This is a genomic window from Motiliproteus sediminis, assembly GCF_017912535.1.
In the GTDB taxonomy this organism is placed as follows: domain Bacteria; phylum Pseudomonadota; class Gammaproteobacteria; order Pseudomonadales; family Balneatricaceae; genus Motiliproteus; species Motiliproteus sediminis.
Map to the genome: position 1 here is coordinate 134,647 of NZ_JAERQK010000010.1, position 14,983 is coordinate 149,629.

The window sequence follows — 14,983 nt, forward strand, 5'->3', positions numbered from 1 at the left end:
CTCTCTTTAAATCGGCCGGTTAAGATGATTTTTGTCAGGCGGGAGCGCTATTCTAAACCCAGACCTACCCGGAATGACAATGGGATCTCGTTATGAACGCCACTGAGCGGCTACCACAAGCGGTGCGCCATGCCGGTTTGTTCCTGCGCATGCTGGTGCACCAGTTCGGAGCGAACCAGGGGGCGCTAAACGCCGCCGCGTTAACCTACACTACGCTGTTTGCGGTGGTACCGCTGATGACGGTGACCTATTCGATGTTGGCGTCGATTCCGTCGTTTCAAGGGGTTGGCGAGCAGCTCGAAGGGCTGCTGTTTGATCATTTCGTGCCTAGCAGTGGGGAGAGCATTCGCGGTCATCTCTCCGGGTTTGCCACTCAGGCCCGCACCCTGACTGCGGTGGGGATCGGATTCCTGATCGTCACTGCGTTCCTGATGCTGAAGTCGATAGAGGGCACGTTTAACCGTATCTGGCGGGTGGATTCGCCGCGCAAAGGCCTGTCCAGTTTTCTCTTGTACTGGGCGGTACTGAGCCTGGGGCCGCTGCTATTGGGGCTGGGGTTTGTGCTGACCTCCTATCTGGCCTCGTTGCCGCTGATATCCGATGCTTCCGAGATACTGGGTGGTCGCCAGGGGTTGCTGTCATTGCTGCCCTTCGTCACCAGCACGGCGGCGTTTACGCTGTTGTATGCTGCGGTACCTAACTGCCGGGTACCGCTCCGCCATGCGCTGGCGGGCGGAGTTCTGGTGGCACTGCTGTTTGAGGCAGCCAAGCGCAGCTTTACCCTGTTTGTAACCCACTTTCCCTCCTATGAGCTGATCTATGGTGCTTTTGCAGCGGTGCCGCTGTTTCTGGCCTGGATCTACATTACCTGGATTATTGTGCTGCTGGGCGCCGAACTGGTGCGTGGGCTGAGCAGCTTTACGCCGCTCCTGAGCGACCGAGACCACCGCCCGCTGTACTGGGTCTTGCGCTTGCTGGAACAGCTTTGGCAGGCTCAGCTGAAGGGCAAGACGCTATCCGCATCGCGGCTGCGCGCGGCGCTGCCTGGCCTGCATGCGGACCCCTGCGGGCGCTATCTGTCGCTGCTTCACCGTGAAGGAATCATTACGCGCACCGAACAGGGACGCTACACCCTGTGCCGCGACCTGAGCCAGTTCACGGTCGATGCCCTCTGCAGGCATCTGCCTTGGCCGATCGCCGACACTATTGGTGACAGCAAGGTGGCCTGGCGAGGGGAGCTGGAGCGGCGGCTGGCGCAGTTGAAGTCTGCGCGTAACGCGCAATTAGGTGTGTCGCTGGCGGCGCTGTTCAGTGCAGCCGATACTGAAAAAAACCTGTCTGAGGAGGCTTCATGAATCGTATTGCGTTGCATGTCTGGGTATCCGGGCGGGTACAAGGCGTCTGGTACCGGCAGTCGACCAAGGAACAGGCTGATGCCAACGGCGTTAGCGGCTGGGTCCGTAACCTGCCTGACGGGCGGGTGGAGGCGGTGCTGTGCGGCGATGCCAACGGGGTGCGCCTGGTAGAAGCCTGGATGAATCAGGGGCCGCCGTTGGCAACGGTGGCCGAGGTGGTTGTTGAAGAGATCGACCCCGCACAACCGTTCTCCGGATTTGAAGTGCGTTGAGCGCGTAGCGCGCCGGGACTACTCTTCATAGCGATCGAGCGCGGCGTAAACCTTGCGCGGATAGCGATAGCTGCCGTAGCTGCCGTTATAGCGCGCCAGCGCTTCGGTTAGGTCGTTGTTAGCCTTCTTCAGGTAGTAGGCCAGGATGGTGCAGCCGTAGCGCAGGTTGGTGTCGATATCGGTTAAGTTGTCGTCGCTGCGCCCGATCTCGTTCTTCCAGAAACTCATCACCTGCATCAATCCCTGCGCGCCCACCGAGGAGATGGCAAAACGCTGAAAACGGCTTTCGGTGTGGATCACCGCCAGCACCAGATCCACCGGCAATCCGGCGCGGCTGGCTTCGCGGTGGGCCGAGCGCAGTATATGCAGTCGCTCTTGGTCATCCTCGACATAGCGGCGGATGCGGGTGTTCATATCCAGCAGCCAAACCTCGGCGTCAAAACGGTCGTCGAAGCTTTCCGCACTGTTGGCGGCGTCTTTGAGCAGCTGGCGTAGCTCCTGATCAACTTCGGTGGCCGCTAACAGCTTGGGACTGAGCGTGACGGCTAGCAGCCAGCAGCAGAGTAGCAGGGGGCGGATGACAGGCCGCATTTGGATCATGCGTCCTTCCTCATTACGCGCCGGTCGATATCCTCGCACCAGACGTCGCTTGCCAACGGAGGGCGCCCCGGCAGGCCGCGCAACCCCAGTTTGAACTCGACCACCCCGCGCCATTCCACAGAACCCACGTCTGGTCCGTGGCCGCGACCATCACTACTGCCAACGCGCTCCTCCAGCGCTTGGTTCCATGCAGGGGAACAGGGCGCAGGCGCGTCGCTGACCTGGGCGGCGCAGCCGCCGAGTGCCAGGGTAACGATGGCGGTAACCAGCGGCGTCATGTCGAAAGTGCGTTGACAGGGCATAGCTGTTCGGGGGCTCGTTGGCTGCTGTGGGCTCCTATCATAGCAACCGTCGGGGACCCGGGCCTAGGGGGGGATGCTGGCGGGTAAATACTGTTTTTAACAACGACAAGGGCGATAGCTGCCGAAGCCGAACAACCCATCGCGCCGCCGTGGAAAGCGCCGGTTGGTGTGGTGTCGCCTTATTGCGCCTCGGTGACATTGTCACCGTTGTCGGGGGGGGCGCTCCCTATACTGCGTGTTTTCACCCGTTGGATAGCGGGGGTGAGGAATAAAAACTGACTACTATTGTTGGTGTTACGTCAGCCGTGGCGTTATGGGTGCCTCGGTTATCCGTTTACGTGAATGATCCCAGACGGGGTCTGCTAGGAGCAATAGCAATGAAAAAAGTCGCGAAAGTGGTGTGTGGTATGGCTCTGCTGGGGATGGTGAGCGCGCCGGTGGTGGCTGCCGGTGACGATCCCATGGAGAAGGCGGTTAAGGCGCGCCAGGGCGAGATGAAAGTGCGCGCCTTTAACATCGGTATTCTGGCCGCCATGGCTAAAGGCAAGGTCGAGTACGATGCCGATGCAGCGGCCACGGCAGCCAAAAACCTACATCTGGCCTCCATGATGAAAAACGGGGCGATGTGGCCCAAGGGATCGGACAATACCAATGCTTCTTTGAAAACCGAGGCATTGCCCGCCATCTGGCAGGCCGATTCCAAGGTTGGTGAAAAAGCCAAGGCCTTTGCTATGGCGGCTGAAGAGCTGGCGGGCGTGGCCGGTAACGGTCTTGATGCGATGAAGCCCAAATTCGCTGCATTGGGCAAATCCTGCAAAGGTTGTCACGAGGACTACCGCGAAAAGAAAAAGTAGTCGCGCCTGTCAGGGTGGCGGAACTGAAGGCCACCCTGGTGATGGAGTAACCCGGCTCCGCCCCGGAATTGTTTGCCCCGCTCGCGGTCAGACAATATGATCCGCGTCAGCTATGGACGGCTCGAGAGATTCGAGTCATCACCGCGTGACGCGGATTCGGGAGGCGATAGTGCGAATTGTTATCGGAGCCGGTTGTGCCCTGGCAGTAATCTGGGCGTTATCGGTGAGGGCTGATCCGTTACCGGGGTCGCCACTGGAAGCGGTGCCGTGTGCCACCTGCCATCTTGAAACCAACGCTTCCGGCATCGTTCCCAAGGGTCGTGCCCGCCTGATGATGGAAGCGCAGGAGATGCTGTGCCTTGAGTGTCATCGTCAGGCGATCGAGACCGGCCACCCCAGTGGCTTTATTCCAGCGCGTCCCCTTTCCGCCGATTATCCGCTTGATTTTGCCGGCTTTCTTACCTGCTCCAGCTGTCACTGGATTCATGAGCCCGCCCATGGGGCAATGCGGGCTGGTGGTACCGTTTCCGAAAGCTGTCTCGGCTGTCACGATTACTGACAGGCCTCAGAACCGGTAGCCGACGCCGATACTGCCCTGCACCTGATACAACGCGTCCCCTTCGACCTCGATCCGGCAACCTGTCCCGCATTCGATCAGTGTGGTGCTGCTGGTCAGGCTGCCGAATGCGCGCAGTTCCAGGCGTACGCCAAACTGCTCGCTGATGCGCCAGCGTCCACCCAGGGCCAGGTTCATCGACGCCAGCAGGTCGCTGTCCCGCCCCGGAGTGGCGACACGGGTGATGCCGAGTCCGCCGGCAACGTAAGGCGACCAGTTTTCCTGCTGCCCCTGAAAGTAGTACAACCCGCCGAAATGCAGGTAATCCAGCTGCAGGGAGATGTCAACGTCACGAATGTGCGTGTCCTGATGGCTGTAGAGCAGTTCGTAGCCTTTGTCGGGGGCGCTGTCCCATAGCAGGCTGACACCGCCGGAGGCGCCGTGATCGATGCGATAGCTGTTGGTGTTGCTGGTGTCGCGGTAGTTGCCGCCTGCGGAGATCCCGGCAAAGGGCGTTAATTCGGCGGCATGGCCAGCAGGCGCGACAAGGGAGGCGAGGGCGAGGCAAAGGCTGGTGATGAGTGGGCGCAACATGCTGGGCATAGCAATCCTCAGACAACCGGTTTGATCAGGGAATGATAACTTTGACACGGGGCTTTGCTTCGCCGTGCACCGAGTCTCGCGCGCGGATCAATACCTCATTGATTCCTTCGGGAACCGCCACGCCGGTGAGACTGCGGGTAAAGGGCTGCTCCTGAACGTGGGGGTGGAGCAGTTCCCGCGTGCCGAGCACCTCACCATCCGGAGACAGCACTTGCCAGCGGTTGGCGTAATGATCCCAGCCTGTATCCTCATGCCGCAGGGTGACCTCGAAACGGCAAACGCGCTGCTGGCATTGGGCGTGGGCGCTGACCACCTCGGCTTCGCCGGCCTGCAAGGCGGCTGCCTGCATTAGTGCGGTCGATAGAGCTGCTACGGTCGCTTTGCGCATCATGCTTCTCGATGGGACATCCAACTCCGAATCCAGCGGGTGAATAGGTTGACGCGGAGACGCCTGTTTGTTCATAAGGATAGTAGTGTAGACCGCGGTTGATCCCAAAGTAGTGCTTGTTCGCTACCTTCGGATCAGGGTGGGGACGGGGTGCCAAGGCTAGTCTTAACGGACTATCGCCCGAGGTGAATGATGAAAACTGTGGTTACCCTGTTGTTATGGACGCTGCTGATGCAACCCGCCGCAGCCCGTGAGCTTCTGCCGCCGGAGTTTGTTGATGCTGATCCGCGGGTGCAGCTGTATATGGCGTATGCCCAGTTCAAGATGGCTAATCACCGGATGGCGCGATTGATGTGGGAGCGCATCGGAGGATCCGGCGAGGCGGAAGCGGCGTTTAATCTGGGCATTGTCTACGAACAGGGGCTGGGAGTGCCTGCTGATCTGCAACGGGCCGTGGACTATTACCGCAAGGCGGCGCAGGGTGGAAGTCGTGCCGGTGCCTATCAGTTGGGGCTGATGCAGTTTTCTCATCCCGCTCTGGTCGCCAAGTCCGAGGCGCGCCATTGGTTGTCGGTGGCCGCGCTGGATGGCGATGAAGATGCCGCCGCGTTACTGCAACAACTGCTCGGCCCGGATCAGGCTGCTGATCCGCTGACCGAGCTGCGCCTGCGGCTGGCGGCGGGCGAGACCGAAGCCGCGCTGGCGGCGTTACAGTCGCTGGTTGACGCCGACCCACCCGCCCCGCGGGCGCTGACGCTGCTGGCGTGGATGTACGAGCGCGGGGTCGGGGTGGGACACGATATCGAGCGCGCCGGTGCGCTGTTTCGGCAGGCCGCCGAGGCCGGCGATGCCGAGGCCCAGTACGCGCTGGCGGTGATGCTGGAGACCGGGGTTGGTCAGCCTCATGATCCTGAGCAGGCGGCTATCTGGTTGCGTCGCGCGGCAGAGCGGGGGTATCAGCCGGCCAGGCGAGCGATCGATCGCCAGTGAGCGCAGAGTGCCGCTAGTCCATCGCCCGCTGGCTGCTCTGCACCATCGCTACCCCTTCGGCCAGCGTCGCGGTGAAGGCCAACTGGTCGGTAATGGGCTGCAGTCCCGATTTGGCCACCGTACGCAGCGGTTGAAACTGCAGGTCGGCGATTATGACCCGCTTGCCACTGTCGGCGGCAAATGCCAGGAAGTGGCGCAGAGCGGATAGACCGCCGGCATCGAGGATGGTGACCCCGTCCATGTACAGCACCACGCCGCTGTGGTCGGTCGCCCGTTGCTCCAGCTCGACAAAGATACGATCGGCGGCGGCAAAAAACAGTGGCCCGCTGATCTTGTAGATCGCCCATCCGGGGGGCAAAGGCTCCGGCACATGCTTAGGGTTGTCGCTGATGTCGGTCACTTTGGTCATGCTGGCTATCTCGCGCATAAACAGCAGTGCGGCGAGCACGATACCGACCGAAATAGCGACCACCATGTCGACCAGTACGGTCAGCGAGAAGCAGACCAGCAATACGATGATGTCGCCGTTGGGAGCTTTGCGCAGTAGTTCCGATACCTTGTGGGCTTCGCTCATATTCCAGGCCACGACCAGTAGCATCGCCGCCATCGAAGCCATCGGGATATAGGACAGCCAGGGGGCGAGGGCCAGCAAGCTGAACAGAATCACCAGTGCATGGACCATGGCGGCTATCGGACTGCGGGCGCCGGCGCGGAAGTTGGCCGCAGATCGGGCCAGCGCAGCGGTGGCGGTAATGCCGCCAAACCAGGGGGCGATGAGGTTACCGACTCCCTGGCCGAGTAGCTCGCCGTTGGAGTGATGGCGCTTACCGCTCATGCCATCCAGTACCACGGCGCACAGCAGCGACTCGATGGCGCCGAGCATGGCGATGGAAAACGCCGCCGGCAGCAGGCTGATCAGCAGCTGCAGATTCCACTGCAGCGGCATGCCGTCGGGCCCCGGCAGCAGCCAGGGCCATTGAAACTGTGGCAGGATCGGGGGAATACCGAAACCGCTGCTGCCGTCTTCGAGCAGGTAGTGAAAGCGTGAGCCGATAGTGTCGACCGAGGCACCGCCGGCGGTCAAAAGCAGGGATGCCGCGACCCCGCAAGCGATGGCGGGCAAGTGTCCGGGAACGGCGATCTTCAGCCGGGGCCAGAGCAGCAGTATCAGCAGCGTGACCAGCCCTACCGTCAGCTCGGCGGGCGAGGTGGCCGGCAACCACTGCAGCAGGGTGACGACCTTGTCCAGATAGCTTTCAGGCAGAGACTCCAGCCGCAGACCGAAAAAATCCTTGATCTGCAGGGTGGCGATCACCACCGCAATGCCGGAGGTAAATCCCAGCGTCACCGGTTCGGGAATGTATTCGATCAGTCGACCCAGACGGGCGATCGACATGATCACCAGCATCGCTCCCGCCATCAGCGTCGCTACCAGCAGACCACTTAAACCGTAGCTGCTGGCGATTGGATAGAGAATGACGATGAATGCCGCGGTGGGGCCCGATACGCTGTAACGAGAGCCGCCGGTCAACGGGGTCAGCAGGCCGGCGATGATCGCGGTATAGAGGCCGTACTGGGGAGCGACGCCGCTGGCAATAGCCAGCGCCATCGCCAGCGGGATGGCGATAATGCCAACGGTAATGCCTGCCAGAATATCGGCTCGCAGGTGCGGCAGCCTGTAGCCGTCATGGATGGCCTCGCGCAGAGCGCTGAAAGGGCGTAGCTGGGTGGTGCGATGTGGCATGCTGTGGTACTCGAAAGGAGAGGGCCGTGCTGCTGTGCCCCGATGACGATGATCCACACTACATGTGTGTCAGCGATTAAATCAATGTTAATATGATTAACATGTTTTGGTTTTGAGCATCGGAGATAGATGACGATGGAGCAACGCACCGCCCGACTGACGCTGTTGATCGACCCCAAGAAAAAGGCGACCTTCGAGCGCTTATGCAGTGAGGACGACGTCACCCCCTCGCAGATGGTGCGCAAGCTGATTCGGGACTATATCGAGAGCAAACTGGGCGAGGACTGGCGTGCTGAGGTGTTCTCGCCAGAGCGCAAAAAATAGCGCCATCACAGATGCCCTTCAGAGGTGGTAGGGTGAGCTCAAAGACGAGTGGGTACTGGTCCGGCGTCAGGGGCTGACGGCCATCATGGTTGCCAGCATGGTGGCGACCGGCTGCTCACCCTCGGCGGTGAGCGCCAGCACCTCGCCACTGCAAACCGTCAGCGTGCGGCCCGCACGCACAATTGATCCCACCGCGCGATAGCGCGGCGCTTTAGCCGGGGCAATAAAGTTTACCTTGAACTCAACCGTGACCACCTCGCTGTCCGCCGCCATCAGGGACGAAGCAGCGTAGCCGCAGGCGTTGTCGACGATGGTGGTCAGCATACCTGCGTGCAGATAGCCATGATGCTGGGTCAGAGCCTCATGGTGTCGCAACTCGATCACGACCCGCCCCGGTTTTACATCTGTCAGCTCTGCACCGAGGGTGGTCATCGCGCCTTGGCGGGAAAAGCTTTGCCGTATACGGCTTTCAAAGTCGGAATCCTGGGGCGTTAACGGCGACATGGTGGTCTCCTGAAGCGGGAAGGGGGCTTGTTCAGGGGCTCAGGGCCCATGCTACGGCGGCCTCGGCGTGAATGGCCGCAGTGTCATAGAGTGGAAGCGCACTGTGGTGAGGCTCCAGCAGCAGGCCGATCTCGGTACACCCGAGGATCACCGCCTCCGCGCCGTTAAAGCCCAGCTCGGCAATAATCTGTTGGTAGCGTTCACGCGACGGGGTTTCGATGCGGCCCTGGCAGAGCTCGTCGTAGATGATGCGGTGAACCTCGTCACGCTGGCGTTCGTTGGGGATGATGACGTTGATTCCCTGCTGCTCCAGACGTTGACGGTAGAACGCCTGCTCCATGGTAAAGCGTGTTCCTAGCAGGGCGACCTTGTCGACCCCATCCGTCAGCAGGCGATCGGCGGTAGCGTCGGCGATATGCAGCAAGGGAATCGATACGGCCGCGCAGACCTGGTCGGCGACTTTATGCATGGTGTTGGTGGCGATCAACAACCCTTGCGCCCCGGCCGATTCCACCGCTCGTGCGGCGTCCGCCAGCATCGCTCCGGCTTCTTCCCAGCGCTCCTCTGCCTGCAGCTGCGCAATGGGGGCGAAGTCGACGCTGTAGAGACAGATCCGGGCCGAGTGCAGCCCGCCCAGGCGTGCCTTCACACCCTGATTGATGAGGCGGTAATAGCTCTGGGTTGATTCCCAGCTCATGCCGCCGATCATGCCGATGGTTTTCATGGGCCTCTCCTTGCCGTGAAAGGCTCCATCCTGCCGTAGCCGCTGTTGTCGCGCAATCTTCTATGGCTCGGGTAGCCGGGCGATCTGCAGCAGCAGTGACAGCAACGCGCGGCAGCTGTCGATGGCGGCCGACTCCTCCATGGTGTGGTAGCCGGTGGTGGGAATCTGCAGGGTGGTGCCATGAACCAGGCCGTTGCTGGCGGCGGTGATGCGGCCCATTTCGGTGCTGCCGAGCGACTGAGGTGCTAACCCCCGGCTCTCCAGCTCGCGGTTGCCGGCCTCGATATAGGCGTCCTTGTAGCTGAAACTGAGGCCGAGATCGTGGCAAAGGTTTTCGATCCGGTCGGTGGTGCGCGCGTTGAAGGGGGCGTTGGCGTCCTTGCGGCGCAGCACGATCTGCTGCCGGTCGGCCGTGGCAATGTCGGGGTAGGGGCTGGTATCGACGACGACCAGTTGGTTGGTACTGCCACCGAAACGGCGAAACCACTCCAGCAGGTAGCGCCAGCTGCGGCCGGCTTCTTCCTGGGCGGTGAAGAAGGCGGTGCCAGCGTATCCGAGGCTGAACAGGTGTACCAGCAGTGCCGCGGTCAATACGTTGTCGAGCTGTCCGTAAAGGCGTTGATCGCGGATCGACAGGCGGTCGGTGAACGCCACCGGAGTGCCGGCCACCAGATGCTCCAGCCCCTGCAGTTCGAAGATCAGGTTGTTGCGGTATTCGCAGATGTAGGCGCGACTGATCTCGCCCCGGCCGCGGTAGGCGCCGGACCAGGGCTCGTAGGCCATCACCGGGGTGTGGTTGAAGCGGTCGGCCACCTTGTTCATCAGCTGTTCGGAAACTGAGTTGCCGAGCAGGTCGGAGCGGCTACCGGCGACAAAAGCGGCGTACTGGAATTCGTTGGGTCCGGTGCAGATCAGTCCATGTCGGTCAATGTGGGCCGAGAACATGCAGCTGTGCGGTTCGCGACCCTGGGCCACCAGCAGACCCTCGTACCAGGTGACCTGGGCGCCGCGCTCCTCCAGCGCCCGCTGCAGCACGCGGAAAAACGCGTGTTCGGCCCCCACCACACTGGGTTGGCGTATCAACTCTTTCAGCAGGTCGATAAACTGGTCGAATTGCATGGACGGTGCTCTCCGGCTGCCCCAATGGACGGAGCCGGGCGGGGCAGCACGCGGCGGCGGAGCGTCGCTTGGGCGGCGCTCGAGGCGATTGTGCGCCGAAGGCTCGGCCAAGGGAATAGTTGAGGGAGGTGCTGAGTTACTTTTTTTGCCACCCACGCCAGATCAGACTGCGCTTGCCAGCAGCAGCTGTAAACGACCAGCTAGCACCCACTGGCTGGAGCTGAATGAGCGCTGGACTCGATCCCGAATGCGGTTTCGATCCGGCGCCACAGGGGCTGCGTCAGAATGGTCAGGGTTGCCGCCAGCGGCACGGCGATAGCGCCGCCGACCAATGCATAACGCAACCGCTGGCGAAAACCGCGGGCCACGGTTCAGCTTTTCTTGACGAACTTGGTCAGGATCACAATTCGCTGACCGTTAACCCGGCCTTCGATATGCTCCGGATTGTCCTGAACCAGTGAGATGCCGCGCACCGCGGTGCCGCGCTTGGCGGTGAAGCTGGCGCCTTTGACGTCCAGATCCTTGATCAGGGTGACGGTATCGCCCGCTTCCAGCCTGTTGCCGTGGCAGTCCAGGTGCACAACGGCATCGTCGTCGCCCGCCGCAACGCCAGCTTCGGCCCAGCTGCGCACGTCGTCTTCCAGATAGAGCATATCCAGCGCGTTCTGGGCCCAGGTCTCGCCGCTCAGGCGCTTGAGCATCCGCCAGGCCAATACCTGCACCGCTGGGGTGGGGCTCCACATGCTGTCGTTGAGGCAGTGCCAGTGGTGGGGGGTAAGTTCGCTGCTCTGATCGAGCTGGCCGCGGCAGGTCCCGCACAGCAGCGCGCTTTGCTCGGCGCTGCTGTCGCTGGGAGTGACTTCGAATGCCGCCAGATTGTCGGTGGCGCCGCACAGTTCACACTTGCCGGCGCTGCGTTGTTGCAGGGTGGCTTCGATACTCATGGCGGACAAGACTCCTTGGTTAACTGCGTGAACGGATGCCGCAGACCGACGGCCCCGGAAAAAAAAGAGCGGCCATTCTACGGGATAAGCAGGGCCGTGTGGGGATAAAGTTGCGGTCTGCCCCGGCTGTGGTGGCCCTGGTGAGCTGGTTGCCGGTGGTGCCAGCGAAGCGGGGCTGTCAGTTGCCCCGCTTCTGTTGGTTTGGGTTGCGCTTACAGGGTGATCTTTTGTTGTAGCAGATCAATCATCTGGTCAATGGCGACATCCTGCTTGTCGGCGTCGCGGCGGCCCTTGTACTCCAGCGTGCCGGCTTCGATACCGCGGTCGGAGATCACCACCCGGTGCGGAATGCCGATCAGTTCCATATCGGCAAATTTCACCCCGGGACGCTCTTTGCGGTCGTCCAGCAGCACGTCAAAGCCAAGAGCGCTCAGCTCGGCGTAGAGCTTGTCGCTCAGTTCGCGCACCGGCTCCGACTTCTCCGGATTCATCGGCACCAGCGCGATGTGGAAGGGGGCGATGGCATCGGGCCAGATGATGCCGCGATCGTCGTTGTTCTGCTCGATGGCAGCCGCGACCACCCGGGTCACACCGATGCCGTAGCAGCCCATCGGCATCAGTACCGACTTGCCGTTCTCGTCCAGTACGGTGGCATTCATGGCCTCGCTGTACTTGGTGCCGAGCTGGAAAATATGGCCCACTTCGATACCGCGCTTGATCACGATGTTGCCATTGCCACAGGGGCTGGGGTCACCCTCGACCACGTTGCGCAGGTCGGCGACCTGGGGCAGCGGCACGTCACGCTCCCAGTTGATGCCGAAGTAGTGCTTGTCGTCGATATTGGCGCCGGCGCCAAAGTCGGCCATCGCTGCCACGGTGCGGTCGATGATCAGCGGTAGCGGCAGGTTGATCGGGCCCAGGGAGCCGGGTCCTGCACCGATGGCGGCGCGGATCTCTTCGTCAGTGGCCATGCGCAGCGGCTCGGCGATCTCGGGCAGATGTTCGGCCTTGATCTCGTTCAGCTCGTGATCACCACGTACCATCAGCGCGACAAAGTCAGCCTCCACGGCATCGGAAGCGGCGACGATCAGGGTTTTGACGGTCTTCTCGATCGGCAGGCCATGCTGTTCGACCAGTTCCGCGATGGTCTTGGCGTTGGGCGTATCAACCAGGGTCATCTCCTGGCTTGGCGCCGGGCGCTCGCCGGCGGGTGCCAGGCACTCGCAGGCTTCAATGTTGGCGGCGAATTCGCTGCCGTCGCTGAAGGCGATGGCGTCTTCACCGGACTGGGCCAGCACGTGGAACTCGTGCGACCAACTGCCGCCGATGGCACCGGAATCAGCCTGCACCGGGCGGAAGTCGAGGCCGAAACGCTCGAAGATGCGGGTATAGGTAGCGTGCATCACCTCATAGGTCTGCTGCAGCTGTTCCGCATTGAGGTGGAAGGAGTAGGCGTCCTTCATGATGAATTCGCGCGAGCGCATTACGCCAAAGCGGGGGCGGATCTCATCACGGAATTTGGTCTGGATCTGGTAGAAGTTGGCTGGCAGTTGCTTATAGCTGCGGATTTCGCGGCGGATCAGGTCGGTGATCACCTCTTCGTGGGTCGGTCCGACACAAAAGTCGCGCCCGTGGCGGTCATTCAGGCGCAGCAGCTCGGGACCGTAGAACTCCCAGCGCCCCGACTCCTGCCACAGCTCGGCCGGCTGTACCGCCGGCATCAGCACCTCTTGGGCCCCGGAGCGGTCCATCTCCTCGCGCACGATGCGCTCCACCTTGCGCAAGGTACGCAGCCCCATCGGCAACCAGGTGTAGAGGCCGGAGGCCAGCTTACGGATCATCCCGGCCCGCAGCATCAACTGGTGGCTGATGACTTCGGCGTCGGCCGGAGTCTCTTTGAGGGTGGCAATCAGGTATTGACTCGCACGCATGGTGGACGGGCTCCAGATTCGGTCAAAAAAAGAGGGGTATTGTACGAGCGGGGCCCGGCAGTCACAAGGCCGGGCGCGGTTACGCGCGCTGGTCGAGCTGCGCGGCCAGCTGTTGCAACTGTGATTCGTTGTAGCAGTGGATACCATGACGCTGCAGCAGTGCGGCGGTGACCCCCTCGCCTGCAACGAGGCTGCCGCTGAAGGAGCCGTCATAGGTCTCTGCGTTGCCGCAGGAGGGGCTCCGGCTCTTCAGCAGGGCGTAACGGATGTCGTGGGTCCGGCACAGGTGCAGCGCCACCTCTGCACCGCGGATGAATGCGCGGCTGACATTCAGTCCGTCGCTGGTGGTGACCTGCGCCTGGCCATCCAGCACCCTGCTGCCCCGACCACCGCGTATCTCCGCCGCCGGGCGCGGACAGCCAAGGCCGCCGGCCATCTCCGGACACACCGGAACCAGACGCCCCTGTTGCTGCCACAGTCGCAGCAAGGCATGCGTGACCGCCTTGCCTGCACCGTCGTAGCGAACCGGTTCGCCCAACAAACAGCGGCTGATCAAAATCTTGTCCATGGTTGAACCCTCAAGCCTGACCGCTATCATACGCTGAACAGACTTGTTAACAGAAGGCACTCCCATGTTGTTATCGCTAGGCTGCAAGCCCCGCTCGCTGCTTCTCGCGTCTATCCTGCTCGGTCTGGGTGGTTGTGCGTTGGCCCCCGGTGACACGCAGCGTGACGACCCGTTGATCGGGCAGATTATCGATACTCGCAGTGGTGAAGCGATTACCGAGGCAGCCCTGCTGGAGCGGATGGCCAGCGCCGACGTTGTTTACCTGGGGGAGAGTCACGATAACGCGGATCACCACGCCAAACAGAAACAGTTGCTAGAGGCGCTGGTGGCCAAGGGGTTTAAACCCGCTCTCGGGTTCGAGTTTTTCGATGTCGGTCAGACCGGTTACCTGCAGCAGTATGTCAGCGGTCAGGCGTCGATGATGCAGCTACACGTTGGTGGCAAGGCGAAACAAACGCCAGAGCAGCGTCTGCGTCGCCAGCTGGGGTGGGAGCAGCGCAGCGACCGCGACTGGGGCTTCTACTTTTCCTTGATCGAGGTGGCTAAGCAGCATCAGTTACCCATCTTTGGGGCCGACCTGCCGGCCGGGATCAAGCTGCGGCTGAGCCGGGTGGGGAGCGACGGTTTGAATCCGGTGGAAAGCCACCAGCTGGTGCGACTGCAGAACGACCATGCCGACTATCGTCAGTTGATGTACCAGCGGTTTCGTGACGGTCATTGTGGCTGGGGTGAAGAACCGCTACTGACTCGCCTGTATCAGACCTGGAACGCTCGCAACAACCGTATGGCGCAGTCGATTGTACAGATGGCCGCCGCATCCGAGGGCGGTCCGGTGGTGATGATACTGGGTAACGGCCATACCGAGTACAATCGCGCCGTGTATGGTCAGGTCGAGTATCTCAATCCCGGGTTGCAGCAGCTGAACCTGGCACTGCAGCCGATCACTATCGAGCCGGCGCCGCTGGCCGATTATCTTGAACCGGCCCGTGTTGGCGATACCGACTTCGGAGCCCGCCATGAGCTGCTTTGGTTCACGCCTCGGCACAGCTATATTGATCCCTGCGCTAGTCTTAATAAACCGGGGGGCTGAGCATTTCCGGCACCGTTCTGGCAGGGATAGCCTATTGTTATGTTACCGTTTTTGCTCCGCAGGCCAGTCACCGGGTGGCTGTACAGCGGGTCAGTGCTGAGTAAAATGGTGCGGT

The 14,983-nt window shown here is 61.7% G+C and carries 19 protein-coding genes; 7 read left to right on the forward strand and 12 right to left on the reverse strand.

Annotation, left to right across the window (positions count from 1 at the left end; all coding sequences use genetic code 11):
- Window positions 1-92 precede the first annotated feature (92 nt).
- Entirely contained in the window at window positions 93-1,355 is a 1,263-nt protein-coding gene (locus tag JJQ76_RS15550; RefSeq protein WP_210397843.1) for a YihY family inner membrane protein, read from the forward strand.
- Window positions 1,352-1,627, forward strand: a complete 276-nt coding sequence (locus JJQ76_RS15555; protein WP_210397844.1) for an acylphosphatase — start codon at window positions 1,352-1,354, stop codon at window positions 1,625-1,627. Before JJQ76_RS15550 ends, JJQ76_RS15555 begins: the two co-directional genes overlap by 4 nt.
- Window positions 1,628-1,645: 18 nt before the next feature.
- Here the strand turns inward: JJQ76_RS15555 and JJQ76_RS15560 are convergent, their stop codons facing one another.
- Window positions 1,646-2,227, reverse strand: coding sequence for a lytic transglycosylase domain-containing protein (locus JJQ76_RS15560; protein ID WP_210397845.1), 582 nt, complete (start codon window positions 2,225-2,227; stop codon window positions 1,646-1,648).
- Window positions 2,224-2,529, reverse strand: coding sequence for a hypothetical protein (locus JJQ76_RS15565; RefSeq protein WP_210397846.1), 306 nt, complete (start codon window positions 2,527-2,529; stop codon window positions 2,224-2,226). Before JJQ76_RS15565 ends, JJQ76_RS15560 begins: the two co-directional genes overlap by 4 nt.
- A gap of 377 nt (window positions 2,530-2,906) precedes the next feature.
- Between JJQ76_RS15565 and JJQ76_RS15570 the strand changes: the two genes are divergently transcribed.
- Both JJQ76_RS15570 and JJQ76_RS15575 read left to right on the forward strand, forming a co-directional pair.
- Window positions 2,907-3,383: a c-type cytochrome gene (locus JJQ76_RS15570; protein WP_210397847.1), complete on the forward strand. Its 477-nt coding sequence runs from the start codon at window positions 2,907-2,909 to the stop codon at window positions 3,381-3,383.
- A 169-nt stretch (window positions 3,384-3,552) separates the two neighbouring features.
- Window positions 3,553-3,942, forward strand: a complete 390-nt coding sequence (locus tag JJQ76_RS15575; protein ID WP_210397848.1) for a cytochrome c3 family protein — start codon at window positions 3,553-3,555, stop codon at window positions 3,940-3,942.
- 6 nt (window positions 3,943-3,948) lie between these two features.
- Here the strand turns inward: JJQ76_RS15575 and JJQ76_RS15580 are convergent, their stop codons facing one another.
- Both JJQ76_RS15580 and JJQ76_RS15585 read right to left on the reverse strand, forming a co-directional pair.
- Window positions 3,949-4,533, reverse strand: coding sequence for an outer membrane beta-barrel protein (locus JJQ76_RS15580; RefSeq protein ID WP_210397849.1), 585 nt, complete (start codon window positions 4,531-4,533; stop codon window positions 3,949-3,951).
- Between the two features lie 34 nt (window positions 4,534-4,567).
- A complete protein-coding gene (locus JJQ76_RS15585) occupies window positions 4,568-4,933 on the reverse strand; it encodes a hypothetical protein (protein ID WP_210397850.1) in 366 nt (121 codons plus the stop codon).
- A gap of 189 nt (window positions 4,934-5,122) precedes the next feature.
- Between JJQ76_RS15585 and JJQ76_RS15590 the strand changes: the two genes are divergently transcribed.
- Complete coding sequence (locus JJQ76_RS15590) at window positions 5,123-5,920, forward strand: tetratricopeptide repeat protein (RefSeq protein WP_210397851.1); 798 nt, start codon at window positions 5,123-5,125, stop codon at window positions 5,918-5,920.
- A gap of 13 nt (window positions 5,921-5,933) precedes the next feature.
- Here JJQ76_RS15590 and dauA read toward each other — a convergent pair whose 3' ends face one another.
- Window positions 5,934-7,664, reverse strand: coding sequence for a C4-dicarboxylic acid transporter DauA (gene dauA, locus JJQ76_RS15595; RefSeq protein WP_210397852.1), 1,731 nt, complete (start codon window positions 7,662-7,664; stop codon window positions 5,934-5,936).
- 135 nt (window positions 7,665-7,799) lie between these two features.
- Here dauA and JJQ76_RS15600 point away from each other — a divergent pair, with 135 nt between their 5' ends.
- A complete protein-coding gene (locus JJQ76_RS15600; RefSeq protein WP_210397853.1) occupies window positions 7,800-7,988 on the forward strand; it encodes a CopG family transcriptional regulator in 189 nt (62 codons plus the stop codon).
- A gap of 66 nt (window positions 7,989-8,054) precedes the next feature.
- On the opposite strand, the gene JJQ76_RS15605 is transcribed toward JJQ76_RS15600, so the two are convergent.
- The 7 genes from JJQ76_RS15605 to JJQ76_RS15635 form a co-directional block, all read right to left on the reverse strand.
- Window positions 8,055-8,492, reverse strand: a complete 438-nt coding sequence (locus JJQ76_RS15605; protein ID WP_210397854.1) for a PaaI family thioesterase — start codon at window positions 8,490-8,492, stop codon at window positions 8,055-8,057.
- Window positions 8,493-8,523: 31 nt separating this feature from the next.
- Window positions 8,524-9,216, reverse strand: a complete 693-nt coding sequence (locus tag JJQ76_RS15610) for an aspartate/glutamate racemase family protein (RefSeq protein ID WP_210397855.1) — start codon at window positions 9,214-9,216, stop codon at window positions 8,524-8,526.
- Between the two features lie 60 nt (window positions 9,217-9,276).
- Window positions 9,277-10,335 (reverse strand): peptidase M42, encoded by a 1,059-nt coding sequence (locus tag JJQ76_RS15615; protein ID WP_210397856.1) that lies wholly within the window; start codon window positions 10,333-10,335, stop codon window positions 9,277-9,279.
- Window positions 10,336-10,535: 200 nt separating this feature from the next.
- Window positions 10,536-10,703: a hypothetical protein gene (locus tag JJQ76_RS15620; protein ID WP_210397857.1), complete on the reverse strand. Its 168-nt coding sequence runs from the start codon at window positions 10,701-10,703 to the stop codon at window positions 10,536-10,538.
- A gap of 3 nt (window positions 10,704-10,706) precedes the next feature.
- On the reverse strand, window positions 10,707-11,279 hold the full coding sequence (locus JJQ76_RS15625; protein WP_210397858.1) for a PhnA domain-containing protein: 573 nt from the start codon (window positions 11,277-11,279) through the stop codon (window positions 10,707-10,709).
- A gap of 212 nt (window positions 11,280-11,491) precedes the next feature.
- A complete protein-coding gene (locus JJQ76_RS15630; RefSeq protein WP_210397859.1) occupies window positions 11,492-13,210 on the reverse strand; it encodes a proline--tRNA ligase in 1,719 nt (572 codons plus the stop codon).
- A 79-nt stretch (window positions 13,211-13,289) separates the two neighbouring features.
- Window positions 13,290-13,778: a 2-thiouracil desulfurase family protein gene (locus JJQ76_RS15635; protein ID WP_210397860.1), complete on the reverse strand. Its 489-nt coding sequence runs from the start codon at window positions 13,776-13,778 to the stop codon at window positions 13,290-13,292.
- Window positions 13,779-13,842: 64 nt separating this feature from the next.
- Between JJQ76_RS15635 and JJQ76_RS15640 the strand changes: the two genes are divergently transcribed.
- Entirely contained in the window at window positions 13,843-14,868 is a 1,026-nt protein-coding gene (locus JJQ76_RS15640; RefSeq protein WP_210397861.1) for a ChaN family lipoprotein, read from the forward strand.
- The last annotated feature ends 115 nt before the right edge of the window (window positions 14,869-14,983 follow it).

Bases quoted from the DNA above. Each gene is read 5' to 3' on its own strand.
- JJQ76_RS15550 (WP_210397843.1), top strand. From the start codon at position 93: ATGAACGCCACTGAGCGGCTACCACAAGCGGTGCGCCATGCCGGTTTG.
- JJQ76_RS15570 (WP_210397847.1), top strand. From the start codon at position 2,907: ATGAAAAAAGTCGCGAAAGTGGTGTGTGGTATGGCTCTGCTGGGGATG.
- JJQ76_RS15615 (WP_210397856.1), bottom strand. From the start codon at position 10,335: ATGCAATTCGACCAGTTTATCGACCTGCTGAAAGAGTTGATACGCCAA.
- JJQ76_RS15610 (WP_210397855.1), bottom strand. From the start codon at position 9,216: ATGAAAACCATCGGCATGATCGGCGGCATGAGCTGGGAATCAACCCAG.
- JJQ76_RS15640 (WP_210397861.1), top strand. From the start codon at position 13,843: ATGTTGTTATCGCTAGGCTGCAAGCCCCGCTCGCTGCTTCTCGCGTCT.
- JJQ76_RS15580 (WP_210397849.1), bottom strand. From the start codon at position 4,533: ATGTTGCGCCCACTCATCACCAGCCTTTGCCTCGCCCTCGCCTCCCTT.
- JJQ76_RS15565 (WP_210397846.1), bottom strand. From the start codon at position 2,529: ATGCCCTGTCAACGCACTTTCGACATGACGCCGCTGGTTACCGCCATC.
- JJQ76_RS15600 (WP_210397853.1), top strand. From the start codon at position 7,800: ATGGAGCAACGCACCGCCCGACTGACGCTGTTGATCGACCCCAAGAAA.
- JJQ76_RS15590 (WP_210397851.1), top strand. From the start codon at position 5,123: ATGAAAACTGTGGTTACCCTGTTGTTATGGACGCTGCTGATGCAACCC.
- JJQ76_RS15630 (WP_210397859.1), bottom strand. From the start codon at position 13,210: ATGCGTGCGAGTCAATACCTGATTGCCACCCTCAAAGAGACTCCGGCC.
- dauA (WP_210397852.1), bottom strand. From the start codon at position 7,664: ATGCCACATCGCACCACCCAGCTACGCCCTTTCAGCGCTCTGCGCGAG.
- JJQ76_RS15625 (WP_210397858.1), bottom strand. From the start codon at position 11,279: ATGAGTATCGAAGCCACCCTGCAACAACGCAGCGCCGGCAAGTGTGAA.
- JJQ76_RS15560 (WP_210397845.1), bottom strand. From the start codon at position 2,227: ATGATCCAAATGCGGCCTGTCATCCGCCCCCTGCTACTCTGCTGCTGG.
- JJQ76_RS15635 (WP_210397860.1), bottom strand. From the start codon at position 13,778: ATGGACAAGATTTTGATCAGCCGCTGTTTGTTGGGCGAACCGGTTCGC.
- JJQ76_RS15555 (WP_210397844.1), top strand. From the start codon at position 1,352: ATGAATCGTATTGCGTTGCATGTCTGGGTATCCGGGCGGGTACAAGGC.
- JJQ76_RS15605 (WP_210397854.1), bottom strand. From the start codon at position 8,492: ATGTCGCCGTTAACGCCCCAGGATTCCGACTTTGAAAGCCGTATACGG.
- JJQ76_RS15585 (WP_210397850.1), bottom strand. From the start codon at position 4,933: ATGATGCGCAAAGCGACCGTAGCAGCTCTATCGACCGCACTAATGCAG.